The sequence below is a fragment of the Streptococcus sp. HF-1907 genome (genome assembly GCF_015594605.1).
GTDB lineage: Bacteria > Bacillota > Bacilli > Lactobacillales > Streptococcaceae > Streptococcus.
Genome location: NZ_JADNQT010000005.1, coordinates 46663 through 72713, shown reverse-complemented (window position 1 = coordinate 72713; position 26051 = coordinate 46663). Strand labels below are relative to the sequence as shown.

Genomic DNA, 26051 nt, shown 5'->3' with positions numbered 1-26051 from the left:
AATCGCTATGCTTGTGTGAGGGGATGTGGTTTAATAAATCTGTAAGGAGGCGGGAGAATGAAAGTCAGAACGGAATTGGATAATCATAGAGAAGAGATTGTCATTTATACAGATAACCGAGATGAGGCTATTATTCAGTTAGAAGGGCAAATCAAAAGCTTGTTTGAGCCGACATTCTTGCAGGCTAAAAAGAATGGGGAAACCTATCGCTTGCAACAGAATGCCATCATTAGAATCTATCGCTATGGGCGCAAGCTAGAGGTAGAAACTATTGGAGGAAACTTTGAGCGGTCGTCTTCTTTAAAAGAAGTCGAGCCCTTACTGGGAGAAGATTTCATCAAAATTTCACAATCAGAGATTATCAATCGTACTTATGTGAAAAATGTGCGAGTGACCCGAACAGGCTTGGTAGAATTGAAATTACACGAGGATACCGTGGCCTATTCATCTCGCCGTTATGTTGCTATTTTGAAAGAGAGGTTATAGCATGATGTCAAAATTAATAAATGCTGCGTTGCGCGGAGTGACTATTGGCTTACTGATTTCAGTAGCTATTAGCAGTTTGTTTACGGATGTTTACAGCCCTGTCAACCCATATTCAACCATGGGAATCTGGTATGCCCAACACTTGACAGGAGTGGGAACGATGGCAGTGTGTATTTTGCTTTGGGGACTGATTGGAGTCTTGTTCCAAGTTGGAGACTGGTTTTTTCAGCAAGACTGGAGCCTCTTACGGATGACTGCGACGCATTTTATTTTGATGTTTTTAGGTCTGCTACCCTTAGGCATTTTAGCAGGCTGGTTTCCGCTTAATCTAGCTAATATCTTATTCTTTAGCCTTATCTTTGCAGTGATATATGCTATCATTTTTGGGATTAGTTTACAGAAAATGAAAAAAACTCTTAAAAACATTATCTAAAGAAAATTCCCCAAAGAAAATGCTTCTCTGGGGAATTTTTAGGTCCATAAAATAGTGATAAGGAAAATGACAACAGCTAAGACCATAAACAAGATACTAACCTTGGCATTTTGCTTTGCGAGATTGATTTTTTCTTGCTGATCAGGAGCAAGTTGTTTGGGGAGGTAATTCTTACGCTTGAATAGATAGAGTAAAATACCTTCAGCATGTTGCCCACCAGCAGCAAGCCAAGCCCAGAAACGCGGGCGTTCTATTCCACGGGCTTGAGCGTCAATCAGAACAATTTGAAAAATCTGATAGGCCATGTAAAAACTCGCGAAGCAAATGATGCCAATTGTTAAAAGAATGTAGAGAAGCATGACAAACCCTCCTTAAATACGATTGATGATTTGGAAAAATAGAAAAACACAACTTGCCAGCCCAAGAAGGGCACAAGCAAAGACGAGATAGGTATTAGCACTGATGTATTGACTGGCTAGAATAAAAATAAGTAGCAGAACCAGATTAAGACTGGCAGCAAGAATGAGTTTACGATTGCTAGTGACAGCGTCGGTACTTTTGATGAGGTGTTCTACCATCTTTTGGTCTCCTTTAACAAGCTGGTCCAGACTAATCTGATAAAGATCGCTCAGCTTTATGAGGCTGACAATATCTGGATAAGATTTATCATTTTCCCAGTTGGAAATGGTCTGCCTGGACACTTGAATGAGGTCGGCAACCTGCTCTTGCGTCATCTGGTGTTGCTTGCGGGCAGTTTTCAGCACTTGCCCAACCTTTCTAATATCAGTCATGGTTCTTCCTCTTTTCTACTTAAAGTTTATTAGAAATCGTTGAGCTTGTCTATCAAATGCAGTGGACAAAGTTCATTTTTTCTGTCAAAATTCTTTGTCATCTAGCTAGGCGCTAGCAATTGACCAGGAAAGCTAAAAACTTCCTCACAAAAGGTGGGGTTTTGTAGTGCTTTTTGATATAATAGGTGGGAATGAAATTTTTAATAAAATGGAGATAATAAAATGGAACGTTCTATGTATGCAGGGCGTGTTCGTAGCGAACACATTGGCAGTCAGATTACTTTGAAAGGTTGGGTTAGCCGTCGTCGTGACCTTGGTGGGCTTATTTTTATTGACCTTCGTGACCGTGAAGGGATTATGCAATTGGTCATCAATCCTGAAGTGGTCTCTAGTGATGTGATGGCAACAGCTGAAAGCCTTCGTAGCGAATATGTTATTGAAGTGACTGGTACGGTTGCTGCGCGTGAACAAGCCAATGATAACCTCCCGACTGGTGCAGTAGAAATGAAAGTCGAAGCACTTACTGTTTTAAACACTGCAAAAACAACACCGTTTGAAATCAAAGATGGTATTGAAGCAAATGACGATACTCGTATGCGTTACCGCTACCTTGACCTTCGTCGTCCAGAGATGCTTGAAAACTTCAAATTACGTGCTAAAGTCACTCACTCAATCCGTAACTATCTTGACGAGTTTGAGTTTATTGACGTTGAAACACCGATGTTGACGAAATCAACACCAGAAGGTGCACGTGACTACTTGGTTCCAAGTCGTGTTAGTCAAGGTCATTTTTATGCCCTCCCACAAAGCCCACAAATCACAAAACAATTGTTAATGAATGCTGGTTTTGACCGTTACTATCAAATCGTTAAATGTTTCCGTGATGAAGACCTCCGTGGTGACCGTCAACCTGAGTTTACACAGGTTGACTTGGAAACATCATTCCTTACTGACCAAGATATCCAAGATATCACTGAAGGTATGATTGCGCGTGTTATGAAAGAAACGAAGGGTATCGATGTCATTCTTCCATTCCCACGTATGACTTACGATGATGCCATGAACAACTACGGCTCAGATAAACCTGATACACGTTTTGACATGCTTTTACAAGACTTGACAGAAGTTGTCAAAGATGTTGACTTCAAAGTCTTCTCTCAAGCACCAGTTGTTAAAGCTATTGTCGTTAAAAATAATGCCGACAAATATTCACGCAAAGACATTGATAAATTAACAGAAGTGGCTAAACAATTCGGAGCTAAAGGTCTTGCTTGGATTAAATATGTTGATGATGCTATTTCAGGGCCAGTTGCTAAGTTCTTGACAAGTGTGGAAAGTAACTTGACAGAAAGTTTACATCTTGAAAATAACGATTTGGTCTTGTTTGTAGCGGATACATTGGAAGTTGCTAATAACACTCTAGGTGCCCTTCGTACACGTATTGCTAAAGAACTTGGCATGATTGATGAGTCTCAATTCAACTTCCTTTGGGTGATTGATTGGCCAATGTTTGAGTGGTCTGAAGAAGAAGGTCGCTATATGTCAGCTCACCACCCATTCACCTTGCCAACAGAAGAATCAGCTCATGAGCTTGAAGGTGACCTTTCTAAAGTTCGTGCCGTTGCTTATGACATTGTTTTAAATGGTTACGAGCTCGGTGGTGGTAGTCTCCGTATCAACCACAAAGACTTGCAAGAACGTATGTTTAAAGCACTTGGTTTCACAGAAGAATCAGCAAATGACCAATTTGGTTTCTTACTTGAAGCTATGGACTACGGTTTCCCACCACACGGAGGTCTTGCAATCGGTCTTGACCGTTTCGTCATGCTTTTGGCTGGAAAAGACAACATCCGCGAAGTGATTGCTTTCCCTAAAAACAATAAAGCAAGCGACCCAATGACACAAGCACCAAGTCTTGTATCTGCTCAACAATTGGAAGAATTAGCATTAAACGTCGAAAGCAATGAAGACTAAAAAAGCACCTATTGATAAGAAGGCAAAATTTGTCATTAGCCGAGCGGCTAAGAAGTTTGGTCTGTTTGAAACATTGCAGAGCATTTCTAGGGAAAAGTATGCTGAGAAGATCTCAGCTTCTCTTCTCTATGGTTTGCTGTCCAGTATTGCAGTCAATTTTTTCTTTCAACCTGGACATGTTTATTCTAGTGGAGCGACAGGTCTAGCGCAGGTTATTTCAGCAGTTAGTCATCGCTTGATTGGCTACGAGATTCCCATCGCCTTGGTATTTTATGCGGTTAACATTCCGCTCCTAATCTTAGCTTGGTACAAAATTGGACATAAATTTACCATTTTTACTTTTATTACGGTTACGGTTAGCTCCCTTTTTATCCAGATTATTCCTCAGATTACACTCACTACTGACCCCCTAATCAATGCGATTTTTGGTGGATTGGTAATGGGGACTGGGGTTGGATTTGGTTTGAAATCACGCATTTCAAGTGGTGGAACAGACATTGTCAGTTTGACGATTCGTAAGAAGACTGGTCGTGATGTCGGCAATATTTCCATGATGGTCAATGGAATTATCATGATTTTTGCCGGTATCCTATTTGGTTGGAAATATGCCCTGTATTCTATGGTGACGATTTTTGTCTCTGGCCGCGTGACCAATGCTATTTATACCAAACAAAAGAAAATGCAGGCCATGATTGTAACCAGTTACCCAGACCGTGTCGTTAAAAAGATTCACAAACAGCTTCATCGAGGTGTTACCCGTATCAATGATGCTGAGGGTACTTATAATCATGAGAAAAAAGCTGTGCTAATTACAACCATCACACGTGAAGAGTACAGTGATTTTAAACAAATCATGAAACAATCAGATCCAACAGCTTTTGTATCCATCGCAGAAAATGTCCATACTTTGGGACGATTTGTTGAGGAGGATGAATAGATACCGTTTTTCAAGTGAAGGAGGAAAATCATGAAGCACAATGATCGTCATCTTCAAGTAAAAGATTTAGTGCTGATTGCAGTCGGTGTTGCTACCTACACCTTTGGTTTTGTCAATTTTAACATGGCTAATCATCTGGCAGAAGGCGGTATTGCAGGGATTACCCTCATTCTCCATTCCCTTTACGGCATTGACCCAGCGCTGTCATCTCTAATTTTGAATTTCCCTTTATTCATTTTAGGTGCGAAAATTTTTGGGAAAAAATCGCTGGCGCTGACCATATATGGAACGGTACTGATGTCGGTCTTCATTTGGATTTGGCAACAATTTCCCGTCACTCTATCTCTTGAAAATGACATGATTTTGGTAGCCGGGGTGGCTGGGCTCTTTTCGGGTGTTGGCAGTGGTCTTGTTTTTCGTTATGGTGCCACAACTGGGGGAACAGATATTATCGGTCGCATTGTGGAAAAGAAGTTTGGGTTTAAGCTAGGTCAAACCTTGTTGGCTATTGATGCTTTGGTTCTGATAGCTTCCTTGACTTATATTGACCTTCGTCATATGCTCTATACTCTGGTTGCAAGTTTTGTTTTTAGTCAGGTCTTGGCTGTGGTTCAAAATGGTGGATACACTGTCCGCGGTATGCTGATTGTAACGTCCAAATCTGAAGAAGCAGCGACAGCCATTCTTCAAGAAATCAATCGAGGGGTTACCTATCTTCACGGGGAGGGGGCTTACTCAGGGCGTCAACAAAAAGTTTTGTACGTGGCACTTAATCCGAGCGAAGTCAGAGATGTCAAAGAAATTATGGTTCAAATTGACCCAGATGCTTTTATCTCCATTATTGACGTTGATGAAGTTGTCAGTTCGGACTTCAAAATCCGTCGAAAAAATTATGATAAATGATTTAGCCATGTAAGAATGTAAAAAGCCCACTGGTTGTTTGAGTTTAGCTTTAACAGCTAGCGGGCTTTTTCTAGAGCATAAATATTGTGGATGAGTAGAATTCACTTTTTAGATTTATCCACATGAAATAAAGATAGCAAAAAAGACTGGAAAATTTAATTTCCAGCCTTTTATATTTACATTTCGTTTGGAGCTTCCACACCGAGTAGGCGAAGTGCTTCTTTAAGGACAGTTGCTGTTGCATAGCAGAGGGCTAGGCGGCTATCACGTTCTGGATTTTCATCTAGAATACGAGTGTGTGCATAGTATTTGTTGAAGCTTTGAGCAAGGCTAATAGCAAATTTAGCAATGATAGAAGGCTCAAAATTGTTAGCTGCACGAACAATAATGCGTGGGAAGTCTTGAATGAGTTTAATAATTTCCCAGCTTTCAGCATCGTTCAAACTATAAGTGGCATCAGTACTTGGAGTGAAATCAGCTTTACGCAAGATTGATTGGATACGAGCGTGGGCATATTGAACATAAGGTCCGGTTTCCCCTTCAAATGACACCATAGCTTCAAGGTCGAAGTCGTAGCCATTTAGGCGGTCAGTTTTAAGGTCGTAGAATTTGATGGCTCCCACACCAACAGCATGAGCAACTTCCTCTTTGTTAGCGAGGTTTGGATTTTTACCTTCGATTTGAGCTGCTGCACGGCTGATAGCCTCAGCAACGGTTGGTTCAAGGAGGATGACATTACCTTTACGCGTAGAAAGTTTTTTACCTTCTTTAGTTACCAAACCAAATGGGACGTGAGTAATATCATCTGACCAAGCGTAGCCCATTTCTTTGAGAACGGCTTTCAATTGTTTAAAGTGAGCTGATTGTTCATTACCAACAACGTAGACTGATTTAGCAAAATCATATTGTCGTTTGCGGTAAAGAGCAGCGGCCAAGTCACGAGTGATGTAGAGCGTAGCTCCATCTGATTTTTTGATAAGGGCAGGATGTTCGATGTCATATTTTTCCAAATTAACAACCTGGGCACCTTGAGATTCTTCTAGAAGTCCTTTTTCTGTTAGGATATCAACGACTTCATCCATTTTGTCATTGTAGAAAGCTTCGCCATTAAAACTATCAAACGTAACACCAAGTTCGTCGTAAAGACGATTGAATTCTACAAGACTTTCGTCGCGGAACCATTGCCAAAGTGCTATAGCTTCTTCGTCTCCCGCTTCCAATTTACGGAACCAGTCGCGAGCTTCCTCATCAAGTTCAGGATGTTCTTCAGCTTCCGCATTGATACGGATGTAGAGTTTCAAAAGCTCATTGATAGGATGGGCTTTAACAGCTTCTTCGTCTCCCCATTTTTTATAGGCAACAATAAGCATCCCAAATTGTTTACCCCAGTCACCGAGGTGATTGATTTTAACAGCTTTGTAGCCGATTTTCTCAAACAGGTTTGCCAGACTATCACCGATAACGGTAGAGCGTAAGTGACCGATTGAGAAAGGTTTAGCGATATTTGGGCTAGACATGTCAATGGCAACGTTGCGCCCGCCACCGATTTCTTGGTTGGCATAGTTAGAACCTTGTGCGACCACCTGACCAAGAATGTCAGCAGAGATGCTAGACTTATCAAGGAAGAAGTTGATGTATGGTCCCACAGCAACTACTTTTTCAAAGAAACTAGCATCAATTTGCTCAGCAATGTCACTAGCAATTATTTGAGGGGCCTTACGCATGATTTTAGCGAGAGAGAAAGCTGGGAAAGCCAAATCCCCCATGTCGGAATTTTTGGGTGTTTCAAGGAGAGATAGCACAGTGTGCTGTTCCAAATTAGGAACGACTTTTGCAATCTCTGAAGCAATTAGTTGTTTTGTATCCATGATGTCTCCTGTAAAATAAGATAATTAGTCATTTTATTCTACCATATTTCAAGAAAATAAACGAGTTGGATGTGATAAGCCTGTCAAAAAATGAATATTTTTATCACTTTATTCAATTTAACAGGAAGAAGAGTGAAAAAATGCGGGAATTTTGGTATAATTATCGGGTATTATTAGAGAAAAAGGAACTGATAGATTATGAATAAAAAGGAAAGACAGTCTCGAATTAAGGAATTGATTCAGACTGGGCACATTAGTACTCAAGAAGAGATTAAGGAGCAACTGCAAAGTGAGGGGATTACAGTGACACAGGCAACCTTGTCTCGCGACCTTCGTGAAATTGGCTTATTGAAGCTCCGCAATGCAGATGGTAAGCTCTATTATAGCCTGGCGGCTCCTGTTACAAGCCAGTTCAATCCAGCGATACGCTCCTACATTCTGACGGTGTCACGGGCGGAGTTTATGCTCATTTTGCACACTCAGTTGGGTGAAGCTGATGTTTTAGCCAATTTGATTGATGACGCTGGGATGTCAGAGGTTTTGGGGACAATAGCTGGCGCTGATACCTTGCTGGTAGTTTGTAAAGATGCTTCGACAGCTGAGAGTTTGGAGCGTGAATTGTCAGATAGCTTATGAGTACATTTGAAGAATCTCTCCAGAAATTGGGAGATAAGTTACGCCAACATGACAGTGTTCAAGCCTACCAACAGGTGGAGAAGAGGTTAAGGGAACTTCCTGAGTATGAGCACCTGGTTCATGAGATGAAGGCTTATCAACAAGACGCTGTGCTATTTAACAAAATCGACAAAAAAGAAGCTGCCCACCAAGCTGGTGAGCAAGCGGACAAAATTAAGGAGCGACTGGCTGAGAGCCCTTTTGTCCAAGATTATCGAGACAAGATGCAGGATGCGAGCGACCTTTTACAATACGTAACGAAGACACTGGAAGAAAAAATCAACAAGGAGCTAGGAAATGGCTAAAGAGAAGATTTCGCCAGGAATGCAGCAGTATCTGGACATCAAAAAAAACTATCCAGATGCTTTTTTGATGTTCCGCATGGGCGATTTTTATGAATTATTTTATGAGGATGCGGTCAAGGCGGCGCAGATTTTAGAAATCAGCTTAACTAGCCGAAATAAAAATGCGGAGAACCCTATTCCGATGGCGGGCGTGCCTTATCATTCTGCCCAACAGTACATTGATGTTCTGGTTGAAATGGGCTATAAGGTAGCTATTGCAGAGCAGATGGAAGACCCAAAGCAAGCAGTGGGGGTTGTCAAACGTGAAGTTGTTCAAGTCATCACCCCAGGGACAATGGTTGACAGTACCAAGCCAGATAATGCTAACAATTTCTTAGTGGCCCTAGATGCTGAAGGGGACAAATTCGGGCTATCCTATATGGATGTGTCAACAGGTGAGTTCTTTGCGACAGAGCTGACCGACTTCGCTGCTGTTCGTAGTGAAATTATGAACCTCAAAGCTCGTGAGGTTGTCCTTGGATTTGACTTGACAGAGGCTGATGAGCATATCCTAACTAAGCAGATGAATCTTCTCTTATCTCAGGAAAGAGAGCGTTTTGAGGATGTTCATTTGATTGACAAGAGCTTGACAGCTCTTGAAATTGCTACCGCTGAAAAACTTTTGCAGTATGTTCATCGTACTCAAAAACGTGAACTCAGTCATTTACAGAAGGTTGTCCATTACGAAATTAAAGACTACCTTCAAATGTCTTATGCGACAAAAAGCAGTCTGGACTTGTTAGAAAATGCGCGCACCAGTAAGAAGCATGGCAGTCTCTACTGGTTATTGGATGAAACCAAAACAGCGATGGGAATGCGTTTGTTACGCACATGGATTGATCGTCCTTTGGTGGATCAGGGCCGTATTAAGGCTCGTCAGGATGTCATCCAGGTATTTCTTGATCATTTCTTTGAACGTAGCGATTTGACGGAGAGTCTTAAGGGTGTTTATGATATTGAACGGTTAGCCAGTCGTGTCTCGTTTGGTAAGGCTAATCCTAAGGACTTGCTTCAGTTGGGCAATACATTGACCCAGGTTCCGCTGATTAAAGCTATTCTAGAATCTTTTGAGCGCAGTGAACTTGACAGTCTTGTCGACGATCTTGACATCATGCCAGAACTAGAAAACTTGATTCGCTCTGCTATTGACCCAGAGGCTCAAGCAACTATTACCGAAGGGAATATTATCCGTACAGGTTTTGATGAGCGACTGGATAATTATCGTAAAGTGCTTCGCGAGGGAACGGGCTGGATTGCTGAAATCGAAGCTAAGGAGCGCGCAGCGAGTGGTATTTCAACTCTAAAAATTGATTACAATAGGAAAGATGGCTATTATTTTCATGTGACAAATTCCAACCTTTCTTTGGTTCCTGACCATTTCTTCCGTAAGGCCACCTTGAAAAATTCTGAACGTTTTGGGACAGCTGAGCTGGCCAAAATTGAAGGAGAGATGTTGGAAGCGCGTGAGCAGTCATCAAGTCTGGAGTATGATATTTTCATGCGTATCCGCGCTCAGGTAGAGACTTATATCCAGCGCCTGCAAAAATTGGCTAAAACGATTGCTACGGTGGATGTTTTGCAGAGCCTGGCGGTGGTGGCAGAGAACTATCATTACGTTCGTCCAAATTTCAATGATACACATAGTATTACCATTGAAAATGGGCGCCATGCGACAGTTGAAAAAGTGATGGGCGTTCAAGAGTACATCCCAAACAGCATTCATTTTGACAGCCAGACCAATATTCAGCTGATTACTGGACCAAATATGAGTGGTAAATCAACTTACATGCGTCAACTAGCCTTGACAGTGATTATGGCTCAGCTGGGAGCTTTTGTTGCCGCAGATAAGGTTGACATGCCAATTTTTGATGCTATCTTTACACGTATTGGGGCGGCAGATGATTTGATTTCTGGGCAATCAACCTTCATGGTGGAGATGATGGAAGCTAACCAGGCGGTTAAGCGTGCCAGTCAGAATTCTTTGATTCTCTTTGATGAGCTTGGACGTGGGACAGCGACTTATGATGGTATGGCCTTGGCTCAGTCAATTATTGAGTACATTCATGATAAAGTTGGTGCTAAAACGATGTTTGCGACTCACTACCATGAATTGACATCATTGTCAAATGAGTTGACACATCTCGTCAACGTTCACGTGGCGACCTTGGAAAAAAATGGAGAAGTGACCTTCCTACATAAAATTGCAGACGGTCCTGCTGATAAATCCTATGGGATTCATGTGGCAAAGATTGCTGGGTTACCAGAAGATTTGCTGGAACGAGCTGATATCATTTTGAGTCAGTTGGAAGCCAGCGCAGCTCATTTGTCAGTAGATGGTGAGGCTAGTCAAGAGGCAACAGTGGTGGAAAATCCAAGTCGTCACGACATTTCTGAACCAGAACTAGGACAGCTATCCTTGTTTGCGGAAGCTCCAGATTCCGATGCGGTTATTGAAAAACTCCGAGCTATTGATTTGATGAATTTGACCCCAATGCAAGCGATGAACGCTATTTTTGAATTGAAACAATTGTTATAAAAGAAACCGAGCCCTTGTGACTCGGTTTTTAGGTATGAAAAAGCGCCTAACGGCGCGATAAACATTATTTTACAATGTTAATGTTAGTTGCTTGTAGGCCACGTTGACCATCAACAACTTCAAATGTTACTTTTTGCCCTTCTTCAAGAGTTTTGAAGCCTGGTGCTTGTATCTCTGAAAAATGAGCAAAAACGTCTGAGCCAGTTTCACTCGCGATAAAGCCGAAGCCTTTTTCTGAGTTAAACCATTTTACTGTACCTTGTGTCATTTGGTTATTACCTTTCTTTAAATAATCGTGTAAAAAATAAAAAAGGTAAAAATGAAAAACAAGAATACAACTTTAAAACTTAATACTTGCTTAGTCTAACAGTATATTGATGGGATGTCAATGAAAAGACCTTATTTGAAAACTACGAAAAGTTTACCTTGTGTTATAATGGAAGTCAAGTTACTCGTGTAAATACATCAGGATAAGGAGAACTGTGCATGTCAAAAATTATGGAATTGCCGGAAGTCTTAGCTAATCAGATTGCTGCTGGGGAGGTTATTGAACGTCCTAGCAGTGTGGTTAAAGAACTGGTTGAAAACGCTATTGATGCGGGCAGTAGCCAAATCACTATCGAAATTGAAGAATCGGGTTTGAAGAAAATTCAAATCACTGACAACGGTGAAGGAATTGCTCAAGATGACGTTGCTTTGAGTTTGCGCCGTCATGCTACTTCAAAAATCAAAAACCAAGGCGACTTGTTCCGAATTAGAACGCTGGGTTTTCGTGGTGAAGCTCTGCCTTCTATTGCCTCAATCAGCTTGTTGACCATTAAGACGGCTACGGCTACGGCTGATGAGGAGCATGGGACGCTTCTAATATCAAATGGTGGCAAGATTGAAAAGGAAGAACCAATTTCGACACCAGTTGGAACGAAAATAACGGTTGAAAATCTATTTTTCAACACACCAGCCCGTCTCAAATACATGAAGAGCCTGCAATCAGAGCTTGCGCACATTGTTGACATGGTCAATCGTCTGAGTCTTGGTCATCCCGAGATTGCTTTTACTCTCATCAATGACGGACGTGAAATGACAAAAACAGCAGGAACTGGTGACTTGCGCCAAGCCATTGCAGGAATTTATGGTCTCAATACTGCTAAAAAAATGATTGAGATTTCAACGTCGGATTTAGATTTTGAGGTATCAGGATATGTCAGTTTGCCAGAATTGACACGTGCTAATCGCAATTATATCACTCTCTTGATTAACGGTCGCTATATCAAAAATTTCTTGCTCAACCGCGCGATTTTGGATGGTTATGGCTCTAAACTGATGGTGGGGCGTTTTCCGATTGCGGTCATTGATATTCAGATTGACCCTTATTTGGCAGATGTCAATGTGCATCCGACCAAGCAGGAGGTTCGTATTTCGAAAGAGCGGGAGCTGATGTCCTTAATCAGCTCTGCCATTAGCGAAAGCCTACGCCAACAAGAGCTTATCCCAGATGCTCTGGAAAATTTGGCCAAGTCTAGCACCAGAAATCGTCAGCCTAAACCCGAACAGACCAGTCTTCCTCTTAAATCAACCAATCTCTATTATGACCAATCTCGTCAGGACTTCTTTGTGAAGTCTGATGTGGTGGAAGAGTTGCCTCTTTTTGACCAAGTTGACAAGGTTGTCAAGGTACAGGGAAATCCGATTGAAGCCGAGGAAGTGCCTAAAAGGTCTTCTGTAAAATACGCCAATCGCTCAACAGATTCTCTGGAAGATGAGGAACATGAAATTTTTGATTTTAGCAATAAGCAGGGGGTCACTAAGACCATCGAGCGTCTGGACAATGAGCAGTCATCAACCTTTCCAGAATTAGACTATTTTGGTCAGATGCACGGGACCTATCTTTTTGCCCAAGGAAATGGTGGTTTGTATATCATTGACCAACACGCTGCTCAGGAGCGGGTCAAGTATGAATACTATCGTGAAAAAATTGGAGAGGTTGACAGTTCTTTACAGCAGTTGTTAGTCCCTTATCTCTTTGAATTTTCTGGGGCCGATTTTCTCAATCTTCAAGAAAAAATGTCCTTGCTAAGAGATGTTGGTATCAATCTGGAACCTTACGGAGACAATACCTTTATCCTGCGCGAGCATCCCATTTGGATGAAGGAAGAGGAAATCGAATCTGGTGTCTATGAGATGTGTGACATGTTGCTTCTAACTAATGAGGTTTCTATCAAGAAATATCGGGCTGAGCTGGCTATTATGATGAGCTGTAAACGGTCTATCAAGGCTAATCATACTTTGGATGACCATTCTGCGCGTGACTTGCTGGTGCAATTAGCGCAATGTCAAAATCCTTACAACTGCCCACACGGTCGTCCAGTTCTTGTCAACTTCACCAAGGCTGATATGGAAAAGATGTTCCGTCGCATTCAGGAAAATCATACCAGTCTGCGTGAACTAGGTAAATATTAAGCGACTGCATGCAGGGCTGTCATGACCAAATTGCTGGTGCTAGGAATGCTTTCTTTACCTTGGACCGACTATTTTCTATAATAAATCTAGGAAGGGAGGTCTAAACATGAACTTTAGTGAGCAAATCAAAAAAATCAGACAAGATCATCAACTCACTCAGCAGGAGATAGCTGATAAGCTTGGTGTATCCAGGCAAGCAGTGTCCAACTGGGAGAATGATCGCAACTTGCCAGACATCGAACTGTTGATTGGGATTTCCAAAACTTTTCAGATTAGTCTGGACCAACTTATCTTAGGAGAAGATGGTATGACAAACTTAACGCAAAAATTGATTGATGACGGTAGTGAGAATAGAAAGCTGGCCATGAATCTAGCTATCTTGAAAGTCGGGTTAGCCCTCTTTGTGGCTAGCATTCTACTATTTTTAGCGGGTCTCTTTGGATTGCCTAGCATGGAAAATTTCTTCGCGTTAGCTTCACGCATCAGCCTTTACAGTGCCTTGTTGACCTTCCTTATCCTAGGTCTGAAAAACGCGTCAGCTTTATTTTCTGAAAATAAATCATAAACTATCGAGAGGTTGGGCCTGGGATGCTCAACCTCTTGTCGTTCTGCTGAGTGCTGACAAAACCTACTCATCCTACGGTCTTTTTGGTACAATAGTCAGAGTAGATTGTGAGGTTGTTATGAGAGAGTTTTTGACGCTTCCCAAGCAGTTGCAGTTGCGGGAGTTGATGCGCTTTATTTCAATTACGGTTAGCTCAGCCATTTTTCCCTTTATGACCATGTATTATGCGACTTATTTTGGCAATTTGGTGACGGGGATTTTGATTGTGGTGACTCAAGTTGCTGGTTTTTTCGCAACCCTGTACGGCGGTCATTTGTCTGATGCGATTGGACGCAAGAAGGTTGTTGATTTTGGAACCTTTTGGACGGTTGTTGGTTGGGCCATCGCTGTCGCGGCTAACGTGCCCCATCATGTCATGCCTCAACTGACTTTCGTAGGACTTTTGATTATTGAAGTGGCCTATCAATTTTATTCCCCTGCCTATGATGCCATGACCATCGATTTGACAGATGAGTCCAATCGCCGTTTTGTTTACACGATTGGCTACTGGCTGGTCAATATTGCTGTCATGCTGGGGGCTGGGATTGCAGGGATCTTTTACGATAAATTTTTCTTTGAGCTCTTGATTGCCTTGCTGGTGATTTCTTTTGGCTGTTTCTTAGTGGCGCATTTTAAATACGATGAGACAAGGCCTGCAGATATGGTCTTTGAACACGGCAAGGGTATTCTGTCGACCTTCAAAAATTACGGACAGGTCTTGGTTGATAAACCTTTTGTCCTCTATACTCTGGGGACTATCGGCGCCAGTGTTGTCTGGTTGCAGGTAGATAATTATTTCTCAGTCAATCTGAAGCAGCATTTCCAGCAGGTTGTGATTATGGGGCAAACCATTACGGGTGCTAAAATGTTGAGTATCGCTGTCTTCACAAACACCTTCCTCATTGTCGTTATGATGACGACGGTCAATCGTTGGACCAAGACTTGGCCCTTACTGCGCCAGTTGACCATCGGGAGTATCATTTGTGCCGTCGGCATGTTCTTCAACATCTCGCTCAATCAATTTTGGCCTATTGTGATTGCCATGGTAGGCTTCACCTTTGGTGAAATGATTAACGTCCCAGCCAGTCAGGTTCTGCGTGCTGATATGATGAATGAAGACAAGATTGGTTCTTACTCAGGATTCTTATCCATCACTCAACCCATTGCTAGTATTCTAGCTGGAGCTATGGTATCGCTCAGTCATTTTACAGGGGCAATCGGGGTTCAGCTTGTCTTTCTATTCTTAGCAGTGGCAGGTCTAGGCTTGGTACTTAGAGCTGCTCATCTACGACACATTCATGATTAAGGAGTCTTATGTACGATTATATTAAAGGAAAACTCAGCCGTATTACGGCTAAGTATATTGTTGTTGAAGCGGGTGGGGTTGGTTACATCATCAACGTAGCCAATCCCTACTCGTTTTCTGACCAGATGAATCAGGAGGTGACCATTTATGTGCACCAGGTCATTCGTGACGATGCCCACCTTTTGTTTGGTTTTCATAGCGAGGATGAGAAGGATGTCTTCCTCAATTTGATTTCAGTCTCAGGTATCGGTCCGATGACAGCGCTAGCCATTGTAGCAGTGGATGATAATGAAGGACTTGTCAACGCCATTGACACCAGCGACATCAAGTACCTCATGAAATTCCCTAAGATTGGCAAGAAAACAGCCCAGCAGATGGTGCTGGACCTTGCTGGTAAGTTCGTCGAGGCGCCTGAGGCAAATGGCAAAGCTGCTAAGGCTAAGCCTGCTGGCAACCAAGAGTTGGACGACGCTATGGAAGCCCTCCTAGCCCTAGGCTACAAAGCCAGCGAGCTCAAGAAAATCCGCGCCTTCTTCGAAGGCACTAACGAGACAGCTGACAAATACATCAGCTCCAGTCTCAAGATGCTCATGAAATAGGAGGTTTCACGTGGAACGTTGTTCTTGGGTTAAATTGGATAACCCCTTTATGTCTCTTACCACGATGAGGAGTGGGGACGTCCCTTGCATGATGAGCAAGCTCTCTTTGAACTCTTGTGCTTGGAGACTTATCAGGCTGGGCTGTCTTGGGAGACCATTCTTAACAAACGCGCAGCCTTCAAGGCAGCTTTTCATAATTATGAGATTGACAAGGTTGCTGCCATGACGGATGAGGAGTTGGAGGCTATTTTGCAAAATCCAGCGGTCGTCCGCAACCGTCGCAAGATTTACGCGACGCGCAATAACGCGCAAGCTTTTCTCCAAATCCAAAAAGACTTTGGCTCTTTTGATCAATACATCTGGTCTTGGGTAGACTTTACAGTAGTTGTCAACCCTGTCAAGGATTATCGTAAATTCCCTGCTAAGACGGACTTGTCCGAGCGCCTATCTAAGGACCTGAAAAAACGGGGCTTCAAGTTTGTAGGTCCGGTCTGTATCTACTCTTTCTTGCAGTCAGCGGGTTTGGTCGATGACCATGAGTTGACTTGCGACTGGAAAGCAATGGAAAATTAGACAAGCATAAAGAAGTTGAGGAAGACTCAGCTTCTTTTTATTTTTTATACATCAGGTGGTGAGGCGTCTAAAAAATAGGGTATAATGGGGTTAGTCATTTTTCTAGCTGGCTCATGAGCTGTCGCAGCTTATTGCGCGAACCCTAAAAGACGTAGATGCTGAAGAATTTCCGCTGAGTGATGCCATGGTGACCAACTATATTTCACAATTGCGCAAAACTCAGTCCTCATTTCAAAAGAGCTTGGATCAGGTGAAAGGTTCCACAGTGACTCAGAAAATCGCTCAAGCTGACCGCTATCGTGACCATGATTTGCAGGCACTCTTTGATTTCATCAAGCCTTACAAGCATAGTCGCCAATCCGGAAAAAAAGATGCCTATCTCAGTCTAGCTCAACTCTTTAAAACTTTTAAAGAAACCAAAGACGCCAATTATGAAAAGGAAAGCTCGCAGATTCTTAACCTCTTGAGACAATTGGAGTAGACGCCTTATAAGGAAAATATCGCCCTGCTCAATATAGCAGAAGGGGTCAAAAACCTTAAGCAGAGCCAAGAAGAATTTGAAGAACTCTTTGCCCAGCGAACAACGGACAGCCGTCATAAGGAGGTCCTAGATAGCAAGCAATTGCGTCAAGATTTAGAAAAACCTTACCAGTCACTTTGCAACTATCTGCTTCTTATGCTAGATAGCGACGACAAAGTTTCCTATGGCAAGGTCATCAAAACCATCAACAACAGCCGTGACTACTATGCTACAACCCTAGCAAAACGTTCAAGTAAAGCTAAGGTAGAAACACCAGTAGCCTAAAGACTGACGACAAATAAAGTTGGGACAAGCGCCCAACTTTATTTTATTTCTGCCGATATTTCCTTAATATTTAGTGAATTAGGGATTTTTTTGTTAAAATAGAGTCACAAATTCGAATAATGAAGTAGGGTGGTATCATGAAAGCTGAAATTATTGCTGTAGGAACCGAAATTTTGACTGGGCAGATTGTTAATACTAATGCTCAATTTTTATCTGAAAAGATGGCAGAGCTTGGGATTGATGTCTTCTTCCAGACGGCTGTCGGTGACAACGAAGGACGCTTACTATCTGTCTTGGAGACGGCGCGTGACCGTAGCAATCTTGTTATTTTATGTGGAGGGCTTGGTTCAACGGAAGACGATTTGACTAAGCAAACCTTGGCTAAGTTCTTGGGGCGCAAGCTAGTATTTGACGAGCAAGCAAGTGAAAACCTTGATAATTTTTTTGCCACTCGTCCAGAACACAACCGCACACCAAACAACGAACGTCAGGCGCAACTGGTTGAAGGGTCAACGCCACTTCAAAACATCACAGGACTAGCTGTCGGCGGACTCTTAGAAGTTGACGGCGTGACCTACGTTGTCTTGCCTGGTCCTCCAAGTGAGTTGAAACCCATGGTCCTGAAGGAGCTGGTGCCTCTTTTGTCCGACAATAAGGCACAGCTTTATTCACGTGTCCTTCGTTTCTTCGGTATTGGGGAGAGTCAGTTAGTGACCATCTTAGCGGAGCTCATTGACAATCAAACCGACCCGACCTTGGCACCATATGCCAAAACAGGTGAAGTGACCCTTCGTTTGTCAACCAAGGCTGACAGTCAAGAAGAAGCAGACCGCAAGCTAGATGTCATGGAAGCTCAAATCTTAGCTATCAAGACCTTGGACGGTCAACCCTTGTCTGACTTGATTTATGGCTATGGGGATGATAATAGCTTGGCGCGTGTTGTCTTTGACTTCTTGAAGGAGCAAAATAAGACTATTACCGCAGCAGAAAGTCTGACAGCAGGGCTATTTCAATCAACTCTTGCTAATTTCTCAGGCTCATCAGATATTTTCAACGGTGGTTTTGTGACTTATAGTATCGAGCAAAAAGCAAAAATGCTAGGAATTCCTTTAGCAGACTTGCAAGAACATGGGGTTTACAGTCACTTTACAGCACAGCAAATGGCTGAAAAATCGCGTCAGTTGACCGATGCTGATTTTGGAGTTGGCTTGACAGGGGTTGCAGGTCCTGGTGAATCAGATGGTCACCCAGCAGGTACAGTTTTCATTGGTATTGCCACAAGAGAATCTGTGACTTCCATTGAGGTCCTAATTGGAGGTAAGAGTCGCTCAGATGTGCGTTATATCAGTACTTTGTATGCTTTCAACCTAGTTCGTCAAACTTTATTAAATAGCTAATTTTTGCTATAATAGACTGATGATAGTGTGAGTTAAAGAGGTCAGCTCTGCCATTTCACAAAGGACAAATAAGGAGAAAAATTTGGCTAAAAAAACGAAAAAAACAGAAGAAATCACTAAGAAATTTGGTGACGAGCGTAAAAAGGCGCTTGACGATGCCTTGAAAAATATTGAAAAGGATTTTGGTAAAGGTGCGGTTATGCGCCTTGGTGAACGTGCCGAACAAAAAGTGCAGGTCATGAGTTCAGGTTCGCTTGCCCTTGACATTGCTCTTGGTGCTGGTGGTTATCCTAAGGGTCGTATCATTGAAATCTACGGACCAGAGTCCTCAGGTAAGACAACCGTTGCTCTTCACGCCGTTGCTCAAGCCCAAAAAGAAGGTGGAATTGCTGCCTTTATCGATGCGGAACATGCCCTTGACCCTGCCTATGCAGCTGCGCTAGGTGTCAATATCGATGAGCTCTTGCTCTCACAACCAGACTCAGGAGAACAAGGTCTTGAAATCGCTGGTAAATTGATTGACTCAGGTGCGGTTGACCTTGTCGTTGTTGACTCGGTTGCGGCTCTCGTACCGCGTGCCGAAATTGATGGTGACATCGGTGACAGCCATGTTGGTTTGCAGGCGCGTATGATGTCTCAAGCTATGCGTAAATTGTCAGCTTCTATCAATAAAACCAAAACAATCGCCATTTTCATCAACCAATTGCGTGAAAAAGTTGGGGTGATGTTTGGTAATCCTGAAACAACACCTGGTGGACGTGCTCTTAAATTCTACGCATCAGTTCGTTTGGATGTTCGTGGGAATACCCAAATCAAGGGAACTGGGGACCAAAAAGATAGCAACGTTGGTAAAGAAACTAAAATCAAAGTTGTTAAAAATAAGGTTGCCCCACCCTTCAAAGAAGCCTTCGTTGAAATCATGTATGGGGAAGGTATTTCACGCACGGGTGAATTGCTCCGCATTGCTAGCGACTTAGACATCGTGAAAAAAGCAGGAGCTTGGTACTCTTACAATGATGAAAAAATCGGTCAAGGTTCTGAGAATGCTAAGAAGTTCTTGGCGGATAATCCAGAAATCTTTGACGAAATCGACCACAAGGTTCGCGTTCATTTTGGTATGATTGAAGAAAGCGAAGAAGAAAAAGCAGCTCAAAAACAAGAGGAAACTCCAGAAGTAGCTGAAACAGACGATTTGGTTTTGGAACTTGATGACGCTATCGAAATCGAAGAGTAGTCACTTTCATTAGCATGATTATTGATAGGATTGGGACAAGCTCTCAATCCTATTTTCTAGCCAGCCAGAAATTGAAAGCGGTTTGCTATTTGTTATCTAGGATTTTAAGTTTTTTACTTGATTTTTTTGAAAAATAGGTCTTAGGTCCCATATCTTCTTTGGAAAAGCTGTGCTACAATATAACTATCATGGGATAGAAAGTGAGAATGAACATGATTAAAATTTATACGATTTCAAGTTGCACAAGCTGCAAAAAAGCAAAAACTTGGCTCAATGCTCATCAACTCCCTTATAAAGAACAAAATCTAGGGAAAGAACCTTTAACACGCGAAGAAATTTTAGCAATATTAACAAAAACAGAAAATGGAGTGGAAAGCATCGTATCCTCAAAGAATCGCTATGCAAAAACATTAAATTGCAATATCGATGAATTGAGTGTGAGCGAAGTGATTGACCTTATTCAAGAAAATCCACGTATTCTTAAAAGTCCAATTTTGATTGACGACAAGCGCCTTCAAGTTGGTTATAAAGAAGATGATATCCGTGCCTTCTTACCACGTTCTATTCGTAATGTGGAAAATGTTGAAGCTCGTTTACGCGCAGCGCTATAAGAGAGCTGATATGGTCTAAGAAGATGAGCCCTGCGGTTCGTCTTCTTTTTTATCCGTTTTTAATTTCTTGTGAAATTAAAAGAATTAAGCTATAATATGGAGAAAGAGTTATGATTAGAAAGAAGGTGTAAGTATGGGATTTACAGAAGAAACTGTTCGTTTCAACTTAGACGATGGCAATAAAAAAGAAATTAGTGAGACACTGACAGCTGTCTATCGTTCCCTAGAGGAAAAAGGTTATAATCCAATCAATCAGATCGTGGGTTATGTTTTAAGTGGGGACCCTGCTTATGTGCCACGCTACAATGATGCTCGTAATCAGATCCGTAAATACGAACGTGATGAACTTGTTGAAGAACTCGTCCGTTATTACCTACAAGGAAATGGGATTGATTTATAATGAGAATTATGGGACTTGACGTCGGTTCAAAAACTGTTGGTGTTGCCATTAGTGACCCGCTCGGATTCACTGCTCAAGGTGTGGAAATCATTCGCATCAATGAAGAGGCTGGTGAATTTGGTTTTGACCGACTAGGTGAACTTGTTCAAAACTATAAGGTAGAGAAGTTTGTTGTTGGTTTGCCCAAAAATATGAATAACACAGAGGGACCTCGTGTAGAGGCGAGTAAGGCTTATGGCGATAAAATCCATGATCTCTTCAATCTCCCTGTGGAGTACCAAGATGAGCGTCTAACGACCGTTCAGGCAGAACGCATGCTGGTTGAGCAGGCAGATGTCAGCCGTGGTAAACGTAAAAAAGTTATCGACAAACTGGCAGCGCAGCTGATTTTACAAAACTATCTAGACCGTATGTTTTAAGATTAGTTAATTTATTATTGATACTACTTGTTAAAGTAAAGGGAGAAAAATATGGCACACAATCACGACCATGATCACGATCATGAAGTAATCACACTCGTTGATGAGAATGGCAATGAAACATTGTTCGAAATCTTGTTGACAATCGATGGCCGCGAAGAATTTGGTAAAAATTATGTCCTTCTTGTACCTGCTGGTGCAGAAGAAGATGCAAATGGAGAAATCGAAATCCAAGCTTACTCATTCACTGAAAATGAAGATGGTACAGAAGGTGACCTTCAACCAATTCCTGAAGATTCAGATGCTGAGTGGGATATGATTGAAGAAGTTTTCAACAGCTTCTTGGATGAAGACTAAAAATTAGAATAACCATATCAGATGAGAGTTAGGGCATGACCTTGGCTCTTTTTTTACGAATAATAATATGAAGTTATTCGTGGAGGATTTGAGATGGACAAGCGTTTGACCGAGGAAGAAAAAGAATTTTTAAAAACTTATGAGATGAAATCTTATCACCGTTTTAGGGAAATTTTAGTTTATCTTGCTATCCTTGGTAAATTGACTAAATAGAAGATTTTGATATACTGGTAGTACGATAAATCAAGGAGTATTAAAGTGAACGATACGTTAGAAAAAGCTGAGATGGTCTATTCATCTGAAGTAAAAAAACAAGTTAAGATTAACAAGGTCCCCTTCTTGCATAAATTTTACATGTTAATTTTTAGTGGGGTATTGAGTCTGCTGTCGGTAGCTATGCCTTTTTTCACCGATTTTGCAAATAGTTTACAATCCCAAAACCTTTACATCGGAATGATGATGTCCAAGGGACAGATGCCATATAGTGATGTGTTTGCTAGCGGAGGCTTTCTCTACTATGCTCTCATCGCTTTGAGTTATTTGATGGGAAGTACAATTTGGTTAGTCATTTTAGAATTTGTAACCTTTTATTTATCAGGTATCTATTTCTATAAAATCATTTACCATTTGACAAAAAATCGTGATGTTGTCGCCTTTTTTAATCTAGTTTTTTATGCTTTAAATTTGATTCTTGGTTTTGGTGGGCTTTATCCGATTCAATGGGCGATGCCTTTCGTCTTGATTGCCTTATGGTTTTTGATGAAGTATTTTAGGGGAATTGTTAATGACGAAGCCTTTATTCTTTACGGATTCGTTGGTTCAATTGCTTTGTTATTGGATCCTCAGACCTTTTTGTTCTGGCTTGTTTCCTTCTTGGCGATTGCTGTCTATAATGTGAAGCAAAAGCATATGGCGCGTGGCTTCTATCAGCTACTTTGTATTGTTCTTGGGACAATTCTTGTCCTCTATATCGCCGGTTATTTCATGTTTAATTTACAGCTGATTTCACCGTATATTAAAGAGGCGCTTATTTATCCATTGACTCATTTTGCAGCAGGTAAGGATGCTTTTTGGTATACTTTGCCTCTCCAAGCCTTCATTTTATTTTCTTCAGGACTAGTTTGGGGCTTCATTCACTTTATGCGTAAAGGACGCAAGGAATCCACAGATATCGTTATTTTGTGGCTAATTGCCGTGGTTTGGCTTGTTTATGCTGTCCGTATTTTACTAGTTCAAGATTGTCAGTTGTATTATGGTTTAACGATTTTGCCATTTGGCTTAGCTTTTACAGCTATTTATGTGGCAGATTTGTACCAAAGTTCTTTGACTAAAGATAAAACTTCTCATCGCCGTCATCGTAAAGTGGGCAGTAGCCGTGTTGGAGAAATTTTTATGGGACGCCATGCTGTGGTATCATGGGCTGTGCTAGTCTATGCCCTCTTTCTACTCTCAGCTAATGTGACATCAACTTTGACACACAATGGAGAACGTTCTACGATTGCTACTTATCTTAAAAATAATGCAGGTGATAGCCTTGTCTACGTCTGGGATCGCTCAGCGAAAATTTATTTAGATGGAAAACTAAAAACTGGGTCACAATTTGTTTTACCGATAGCTGCTGCTAATGCAACTGATCAAAAAATTTTGGAAGATGAATTGCTACAACATGATGCCAAATATATTGCTGTCAATTCTAAATTATCAATATCCTCAACACTGAAAAAAGACTTGAGTAAAAATTATAAACAGGTCTCAATCAGCGGTACCAAAGACTTTAAAGTTTACAAACTTAAATAAGCATAAATAACTAAAAAAATCAATATCTTGTGTGCGATTAAAAAATAAAACACAAGATATTGATTTTTTTTACTTGAATGTTATAATATGTCAGTGAGGTGTTTGATATGATAACTTTAGAAAAAGAACGAGTTGTAACGAAACCAGCAATCAAAGTTATTAAACGCGACGGGCGTTTGGTGGACTTTGATACGGTCAAAATTTACAGTGCTTTGCTTAAAGCTTGCAACAAAGTGACCAAAATGTCACCAATGATTGAAGCTAAGCTTGAAATGATTTCTGATCGTATTGTGGCAGAAATTTACAGTCGTTTTGATAGAAATATCAAAATCTATGAAATTCAAAATATCGTAGAGCATGAGCTTTTAGAAGCTAATGAGTATGCCATTGCTCAAGAATATATTAACTATCGCACGAAGCGTGACTTTGCGCGTTCGCAAGCGACAGACATCAATTTTTCAATTGAAAAACTTATCAATAAAGACCAGACAGTGGTCAATGAAAATGCCAACAAGGACTCAGATGTTTTCAACACACAACGTGATTTGACGGCTGGGATTGTTGGGAAGTCTATTGGTTTGAAAATGCTGCCAGCTCATGTTGCTAATGCTCACCAAAAGGGTGATATTCACTACCATGACTTGGATTACAGTCCGTATACACCGATGACTAACTGCTGCTTGATTGATTTCAAAGGCATGCTAGCTAATGGTTTCAAGATTGGGAATGCTGAGGTGGAAAGTCCTAAGTCTATTCAGACAGCGACAGCTCAGATCTCGCAAATTATTGCAAACGTTGCTTCTAGCCAGTATGGCGGTTGTACGGCAGACCGTATCGACGAATTTTTGGCACCATATGCGCAGCTTAATTACCAAAAACATCTGAAAGATGCTGAAGAGTGGGTTGCTGAGGACCGTCGCGAGGAATATGCGCGTGCTAAGACTAAGAAGGACATCTACGATGCCATGCAGTCTTTGGAGTATGAGATCAATACGCTTTTTACTTCAAATGGGCAAACGCCCTTTACATCACTCGGCTTCGGTCTAGGGACTGGCTGGTTTGAACGTGAAATCCAAAAGGCCATTTTGGAAATCCGTATCAAGGGGCTTGGTAGTGAGCATCGCACAGCTATTTTTCCTAAATTGATTTTCACCTTGAAACGTGGGCTTAACTTGGAACCTGGTACACCAAACTACGATATTAAGCAGTTAGCTTTGGAATGTGCCACAAAACGCATGTATCCAGATGTGCTCTCTTATGATAAAATCATTGATTTGACAGGCTCATTTAAGGCACCAATGGGTTGTCGATCATTCTTGCAAGGTTGGAAGGATGCGAATGGTGTTGAGGTCAATTCTGGTCGCATGAATCTCGGGGTTGTAACGGTCAACCTTCCTCGTATTGCCATGGAATCTAATGGTGATATGGATAAGTTCTGGCACCTTTTCAATGAACGCATGGGAATTGCTAAGGATGCCCTTGCATACCGCGTTGAGCGTGTTAAGGAAGCCACACCGGCTAACGCGCCAATTCTCTATCAATATGGAGCTTTCGGTGAGCGTCTTGGTAAATATGACAGTGTGGATGAACTTTTCAAAAATCGTCGTGCGACTGTATCGCTTGGCTACATCGGACTCTATGAAGTTGCTAGCGTCTTCTACGGCGGTGCTTGGGAACATAATCCTGAAGCTAAGGCATTCACAGTTGATATCGTTCGTCGCATGAAAGAATTGTGTGCAGATTGGTCTGATGAATACGACTATCATTTTTCAGTTTATTCAACACCGTCAGAAAGCTTGACTGACCGTTTCTGTCGCTTGGATACTGAAAAATTCGGCATTGTGACTGACATTACAGACAAAGAGTATTATACGAACTCATTCCACTATGATGTGCGTAAAAATCCTACACCGTTTGAAAAGCTGGATTTTGAAAAAGATTACCCTGAGGCTGGCGCCTCAGGAGGTTTCATCCATTATTGCGAGTACCCAGTCCTCCAACAAAATCCGAAGGCACTTGAAGCCGTATGGGACTACGCTTATGACCGCGTTGGTTACCTCGGCACCAATACGCCAATCGACAAGTGCTATGCCTGTGGCTTTGAAGGTGATTTTACCCCAACAGAACGTGGTTTTATGTGCCCAAACTGTGGCAATAGCGACCCTAAGACCGTTGATGTGGTTAAACGTACCTGTGGTTATCTAGGAAATCCTCAAGCTCGTCCAATGGTTAATGGTCGCCACAAGGAAATTTCTGCACGTGTCAAGCATATGAACGGCTCAACCATCAAATATCCTGGCAAATAACGCTCGCTAGTGGCGACTAGGCTAGTATGGTAAAATAGAGCTTACTACTGTTACTGCAGTTTTCTAGATAAGGAGATCAGAACCATGGGTAAATACCAATTGGATTATAAGGGCATGAAACAGGTTGAACGTTTTCATGAAAAGCACTCAACTGGTGCTAATCAAAGTAAGAAATCACGCGTTCAAGATTTGAAAGCCCAATTTTTAGAGAAATCTAAGAAGAAATAAGGAGATATGCC

The 26051-nt window shown here is 41.7% G+C and carries 25 protein-coding genes and 2 pseudogenes; 23 read left to right on the top strand and 4 right to left on the bottom strand.

Translation table 11 applies throughout. The annotated features are described in order from the left end of the window. Positions 1–57: 57 nt before the first annotated feature. The gene (locus IYQ92_RS04610; RefSeq protein ID WP_195675562.1) at positions 58–486 is read left to right on the top strand and encodes a LytTR family DNA-binding domain-containing protein; all 429 of its coding nucleotides are present in this window, start codon (positions 58–60) and stop codon (positions 484–486) included. Position 487: 1 nt separating this feature from the next. After that, positions 488–919 (top strand): DUF3021 domain-containing protein, encoded by a 432-nt coding sequence (locus IYQ92_RS04605; RefSeq protein ID WP_229311307.1) that lies wholly within the window; start codon positions 488–490, stop codon positions 917–919. Positions 920–957: 38 nt separating this feature from the next. On the opposite strand, the gene IYQ92_RS04600 is transcribed toward IYQ92_RS04605, so the two are convergent. Next, entirely contained in the window at positions 958–1278 is a 321-nt protein-coding gene (locus tag IYQ92_RS04600) for a hypothetical protein (RefSeq protein ID WP_195675561.1), read from the bottom strand. Positions 1279–1290: 12 nt separating this feature from the next. Continuing rightward, positions 1291–1710 (bottom strand): helix-turn-helix domain-containing protein, encoded by a 420-nt coding sequence (locus tag IYQ92_RS04595; RefSeq protein WP_195675560.1) that lies wholly within the window; start codon positions 1708–1710, stop codon positions 1291–1293. A gap of 222 nt (positions 1711–1932) precedes the next feature. Between IYQ92_RS04595 and aspS the strand changes: the two genes are divergently transcribed. Genes aspS through IYQ92_RS04580 form a run of 3 tightly spaced genes read left to right on the top strand, consistent with a single transcriptional unit; the run spans position 1933 to position 5524 of the window. Beyond that, a complete protein-coding gene (gene aspS, locus IYQ92_RS04590; protein WP_195675559.1) occupies positions 1933–3684 on the top strand; it encodes an aspartate--tRNA ligase in 1752 nt (583 codons plus the stop codon). Next, positions 3674–4621, top strand: a complete 948-nt coding sequence (locus IYQ92_RS04585) for a YitT family protein (protein ID WP_195675558.1) — start codon at positions 3674–3676, stop codon at positions 4619–4621. The genes aspS and IYQ92_RS04585 overlap by 11 nt, the downstream gene beginning before the upstream one ends. Before the next feature lie 30 nt (positions 4622–4651). Next, on the top strand, positions 4652–5524 hold the full coding sequence (locus IYQ92_RS04580) for a YitT family protein (protein WP_195675557.1): 873 nt from the start codon (positions 4652–4654) through the stop codon (positions 5522–5524). A gap of 176 nt (positions 5525–5700) precedes the next feature. On the opposite strand, the gene argS is transcribed toward IYQ92_RS04580, so the two are convergent. Then, positions 5701–7392, bottom strand: a complete 1692-nt coding sequence (gene argS, locus IYQ92_RS04575) for an arginine--tRNA ligase (protein ID WP_195675556.1) — start codon at positions 7390–7392, stop codon at positions 5701–5703. Between the two features lie 198 nt (positions 7393–7590). Here argS and argR point away from each other — a divergent pair, with 198 nt between their 5' ends. The 3 genes from argR to mutS are packed head-to-tail and all read left to right on the top strand — an operon-like array spanning position 7591 to position 10947. Then, positions 7591–8028, top strand: coding sequence for an arginine repressor (argR, locus tag IYQ92_RS04570; protein ID WP_195675555.1), 438 nt, complete (start codon positions 7591–7593; stop codon positions 8026–8028). Further along, positions 8025–8372, top strand: coding sequence for a YlbF family regulator (locus IYQ92_RS04565; protein ID WP_195675554.1), 348 nt, complete (start codon positions 8025–8027; stop codon positions 8370–8372). Before argR ends, IYQ92_RS04565 begins: the two co-directional genes overlap by 4 nt. After that, the gene (mutS, locus tag IYQ92_RS04560) at positions 8365–10947 is read left to right on the top strand and encodes a DNA mismatch repair protein MutS (protein ID WP_195675553.1); all 2583 of its coding nucleotides are present in this window, start codon (positions 8365–8367) and stop codon (positions 10945–10947) included. Before IYQ92_RS04565 ends, mutS begins: the two co-directional genes overlap by 8 nt. A gap of 64 nt (positions 10948–11011) precedes the next feature. Here mutS and IYQ92_RS04555 read toward each other — a convergent pair whose 3' ends face one another. Beyond that, positions 11012–11215, bottom strand: a complete 204-nt coding sequence (locus IYQ92_RS04555; protein ID WP_195675552.1) for a cold-shock protein — start codon at positions 11213–11215, stop codon at positions 11012–11014. 218 nt (positions 11216–11433) lie between these two features. Between IYQ92_RS04555 and mutL the strand changes: the two genes are divergently transcribed. The 15 genes and pseudogenes from mutL to IYQ92_RS04475 all read left to right on the top strand — a co-directional run bounded on the left by mutL (position 11434) and on the right by IYQ92_RS04475 (position 26040). Continuing rightward, the gene (gene mutL, locus IYQ92_RS04550; RefSeq protein ID WP_195675551.1) at positions 11434–13404 is read left to right on the top strand and encodes a DNA mismatch repair endonuclease MutL; all 1971 of its coding nucleotides are present in this window, start codon (positions 11434–11436) and stop codon (positions 13402–13404) included. A gap of 106 nt (positions 13405–13510) precedes the next feature. After that, entirely contained in the window at positions 13511–13969 is a 459-nt protein-coding gene (locus IYQ92_RS04545) for a helix-turn-helix transcriptional regulator (protein WP_195675550.1), read from the top strand. Positions 13970–14087: 118 nt separating this feature from the next. Then, entirely contained in the window at positions 14088–15314 is a 1227-nt protein-coding gene (locus IYQ92_RS04540) for an MFS transporter (RefSeq protein ID WP_195675549.1), read from the top strand. Between the two features lie 8 nt (positions 15315–15322). Then, positions 15323–15913 carry a Holliday junction branch migration protein RuvA gene (ruvA, locus tag IYQ92_RS04535; protein WP_195675548.1) on the top strand — a complete coding sequence of 197 codons (591 nt, stop codon included), beginning with the start codon at positions 15323–15325 and terminating at the stop codon, positions 15911–15913. 10 nt (positions 15914–15923) lie between these two features. After that, positions 15924–16486 (top strand): annotated as a pseudogene (locus tag IYQ92_RS04530) (DNA-3-methyladenine glycosylase I). Positions 16487–16670: 184 nt separating this feature from the next. Then, positions 16671–17291 (top strand): annotated as a pseudogene (locus IYQ92_RS10255) (DUF6261 family protein). A gap of 137 nt (positions 17292–17428) precedes the next feature. Further along, the gene (locus IYQ92_RS04515) at positions 17429–18688 is read left to right on the top strand and encodes a competence/damage-inducible protein A (RefSeq protein WP_195675545.1); all 1260 of its coding nucleotides are present in this window, start codon (positions 17429–17431) and stop codon (positions 18686–18688) included. An 82-nt stretch (positions 18689–18770) separates the two neighbouring features. Then, positions 18771–19922, top strand: a complete 1152-nt coding sequence (gene recA / locus IYQ92_RS04510) for a recombinase RecA (RefSeq protein WP_195675544.1) — start codon at positions 18771–18773, stop codon at positions 19920–19922. Positions 19923–20134: 212 nt separating this feature from the next. Beyond that, positions 20135–20533, top strand: coding sequence for a transcriptional regulator Spx (gene spx / locus IYQ92_RS04505; protein ID WP_195675543.1), 399 nt, complete (start codon positions 20135–20137; stop codon positions 20531–20533). Between the two features lie 133 nt (positions 20534–20666). Continuing rightward, positions 20667–20933 (top strand): IreB family regulatory phosphoprotein, encoded by a 267-nt coding sequence (locus IYQ92_RS04500; RefSeq protein WP_195675542.1) that lies wholly within the window; start codon positions 20667–20669, stop codon positions 20931–20933. Next, positions 20933–21352 (top strand): Holliday junction resolvase RuvX, encoded by a 420-nt coding sequence (gene ruvX / locus IYQ92_RS04495; RefSeq protein ID WP_195675541.1) that lies wholly within the window; start codon positions 20933–20935, stop codon positions 21350–21352. Before IYQ92_RS04500 ends, ruvX begins: the two co-directional genes overlap by 1 nt. 51 nt (positions 21353–21403) lie before the next feature. Beyond that, complete coding sequence (locus IYQ92_RS04490; protein WP_195675540.1) at positions 21404–21709, top strand: DUF1292 domain-containing protein; 306 nt, start codon at positions 21404–21406, stop codon at positions 21707–21709. 258 nt (positions 21710–21967) lie between these two features. Further along, positions 21968–23506: a DUF2079 domain-containing protein gene (locus IYQ92_RS04485; RefSeq protein ID WP_324253058.1), complete on the top strand. Its 1539-nt coding sequence runs from the start codon at positions 21968–21970 to the stop codon at positions 23504–23506. 107 nt (positions 23507–23613) lie between these two features. After that, a complete protein-coding gene (gene nrdD, locus IYQ92_RS04480; protein ID WP_195675539.1) occupies positions 23614–25812 on the top strand; it encodes an anaerobic ribonucleoside-triphosphate reductase in 2199 nt (732 codons plus the stop codon). Positions 25813–25896: 84 nt separating this feature from the next. Further along, complete coding sequence (locus IYQ92_RS04475) at positions 25897–26040, top strand: hypothetical protein (protein WP_195675538.1); 144 nt, start codon at positions 25897–25899, stop codon at positions 26038–26040. Positions 26041–26051: the final 11 nt, after the last annotated feature.

Excerpts from the sequence above, each read along its gene's own strand:
- argR (WP_195675555.1), top strand. The coding sequence starts at position 7,591 with ATGAATAAAAAGGAAAGACAGTCTCGAATTAAGGAATTGATTCAGACT.
- aspS (WP_195675559.1), top strand. The coding sequence starts at position 1,933 with ATGGAACGTTCTATGTATGCAGGGCGTGTTCGTAGCGAACACATTGGC.
- IYQ92_RS04600 (WP_195675561.1), bottom strand. The coding sequence starts at position 1,278 with ATGCTTCTCTACATTCTTTTAACAATTGGCATCATTTGCTTCGCGAGT.
- IYQ92_RS04540 (WP_195675549.1), top strand. The coding sequence starts at position 14,088 with ATGAGAGAGTTTTTGACGCTTCCCAAGCAGTTGCAGTTGCGGGAGTTG.
- IYQ92_RS04610 (WP_195675562.1), top strand. The coding sequence starts at position 58 with ATGAAAGTCAGAACGGAATTGGATAATCATAGAGAAGAGATTGTCATT.
- nrdD (WP_195675539.1), top strand. The coding sequence starts at position 23,614 with ATGATAACTTTAGAAAAAGAACGAGTTGTAACGAAACCAGCAATCAAA.
- IYQ92_RS04555 (WP_195675552.1), bottom strand. The coding sequence starts at position 11,215 with ATGACACAAGGTACAGTAAAATGGTTTAACTCAGAAAAAGGCTTCGGC.
- IYQ92_RS04545 (WP_195675550.1), top strand. The coding sequence starts at position 13,511 with ATGAACTTTAGTGAGCAAATCAAAAAAATCAGACAAGATCATCAACTC.
- IYQ92_RS04490 (WP_195675540.1), top strand. The coding sequence starts at position 21,404 with ATGGCACACAATCACGACCATGATCACGATCATGAAGTAATCACACTC.
- IYQ92_RS04475 (WP_195675538.1), top strand. The coding sequence starts at position 25,897 with ATGGGTAAATACCAATTGGATTATAAGGGCATGAAACAGGTTGAACGT.
- IYQ92_RS04605 (WP_229311307.1), top strand. The coding sequence starts at position 488 with ATGATGTCAAAATTAATAAATGCTGCGTTGCGCGGAGTGACTATTGGC.
- mutL (WP_195675551.1), top strand. The coding sequence starts at position 11,434 with ATGTCAAAAATTATGGAATTGCCGGAAGTCTTAGCTAATCAGATTGCT.
- argS (WP_195675556.1), bottom strand. The coding sequence starts at position 7,392 with ATGGATACAAAACAACTAATTGCTTCAGAGATTGCAAAAGTCGTTCCT.
- IYQ92_RS04515 (WP_195675545.1), top strand. The coding sequence starts at position 17,429 with ATGAAAGCTGAAATTATTGCTGTAGGAACCGAAATTTTGACTGGGCAG.
- IYQ92_RS04500 (WP_195675542.1), top strand. The coding sequence starts at position 20,667 with ATGGGATTTACAGAAGAAACTGTTCGTTTCAACTTAGACGATGGCAAT.
- IYQ92_RS04585 (WP_195675558.1), top strand. The coding sequence starts at position 3,674 with ATGAAGACTAAAAAAGCACCTATTGATAAGAAGGCAAAATTTGTCATT.
- ruvX (WP_195675541.1), top strand. The coding sequence starts at position 20,933 with ATGAGAATTATGGGACTTGACGTCGGTTCAAAAACTGTTGGTGTTGCC.
- ruvA (WP_195675548.1), top strand. The coding sequence starts at position 15,323 with ATGTACGATTATATTAAAGGAAAACTCAGCCGTATTACGGCTAAGTAT.
- IYQ92_RS04580 (WP_195675557.1), top strand. The coding sequence starts at position 4,652 with ATGAAGCACAATGATCGTCATCTTCAAGTAAAAGATTTAGTGCTGATT.
- IYQ92_RS04595 (WP_195675560.1), bottom strand. The coding sequence starts at position 1,710 with ATGACTGATATTAGAAAGGTTGGGCAAGTGCTGAAAACTGCCCGCAAG.
- spx (WP_195675543.1), top strand. The coding sequence starts at position 20,135 with ATGATTAAAATTTATACGATTTCAAGTTGCACAAGCTGCAAAAAAGCA.
- mutS (WP_195675553.1), top strand. The coding sequence starts at position 8,365 with ATGGCTAAAGAGAAGATTTCGCCAGGAATGCAGCAGTATCTGGACATC.
- IYQ92_RS04565 (WP_195675554.1), top strand. The coding sequence starts at position 8,025 with ATGAGTACATTTGAAGAATCTCTCCAGAAATTGGGAGATAAGTTACGC.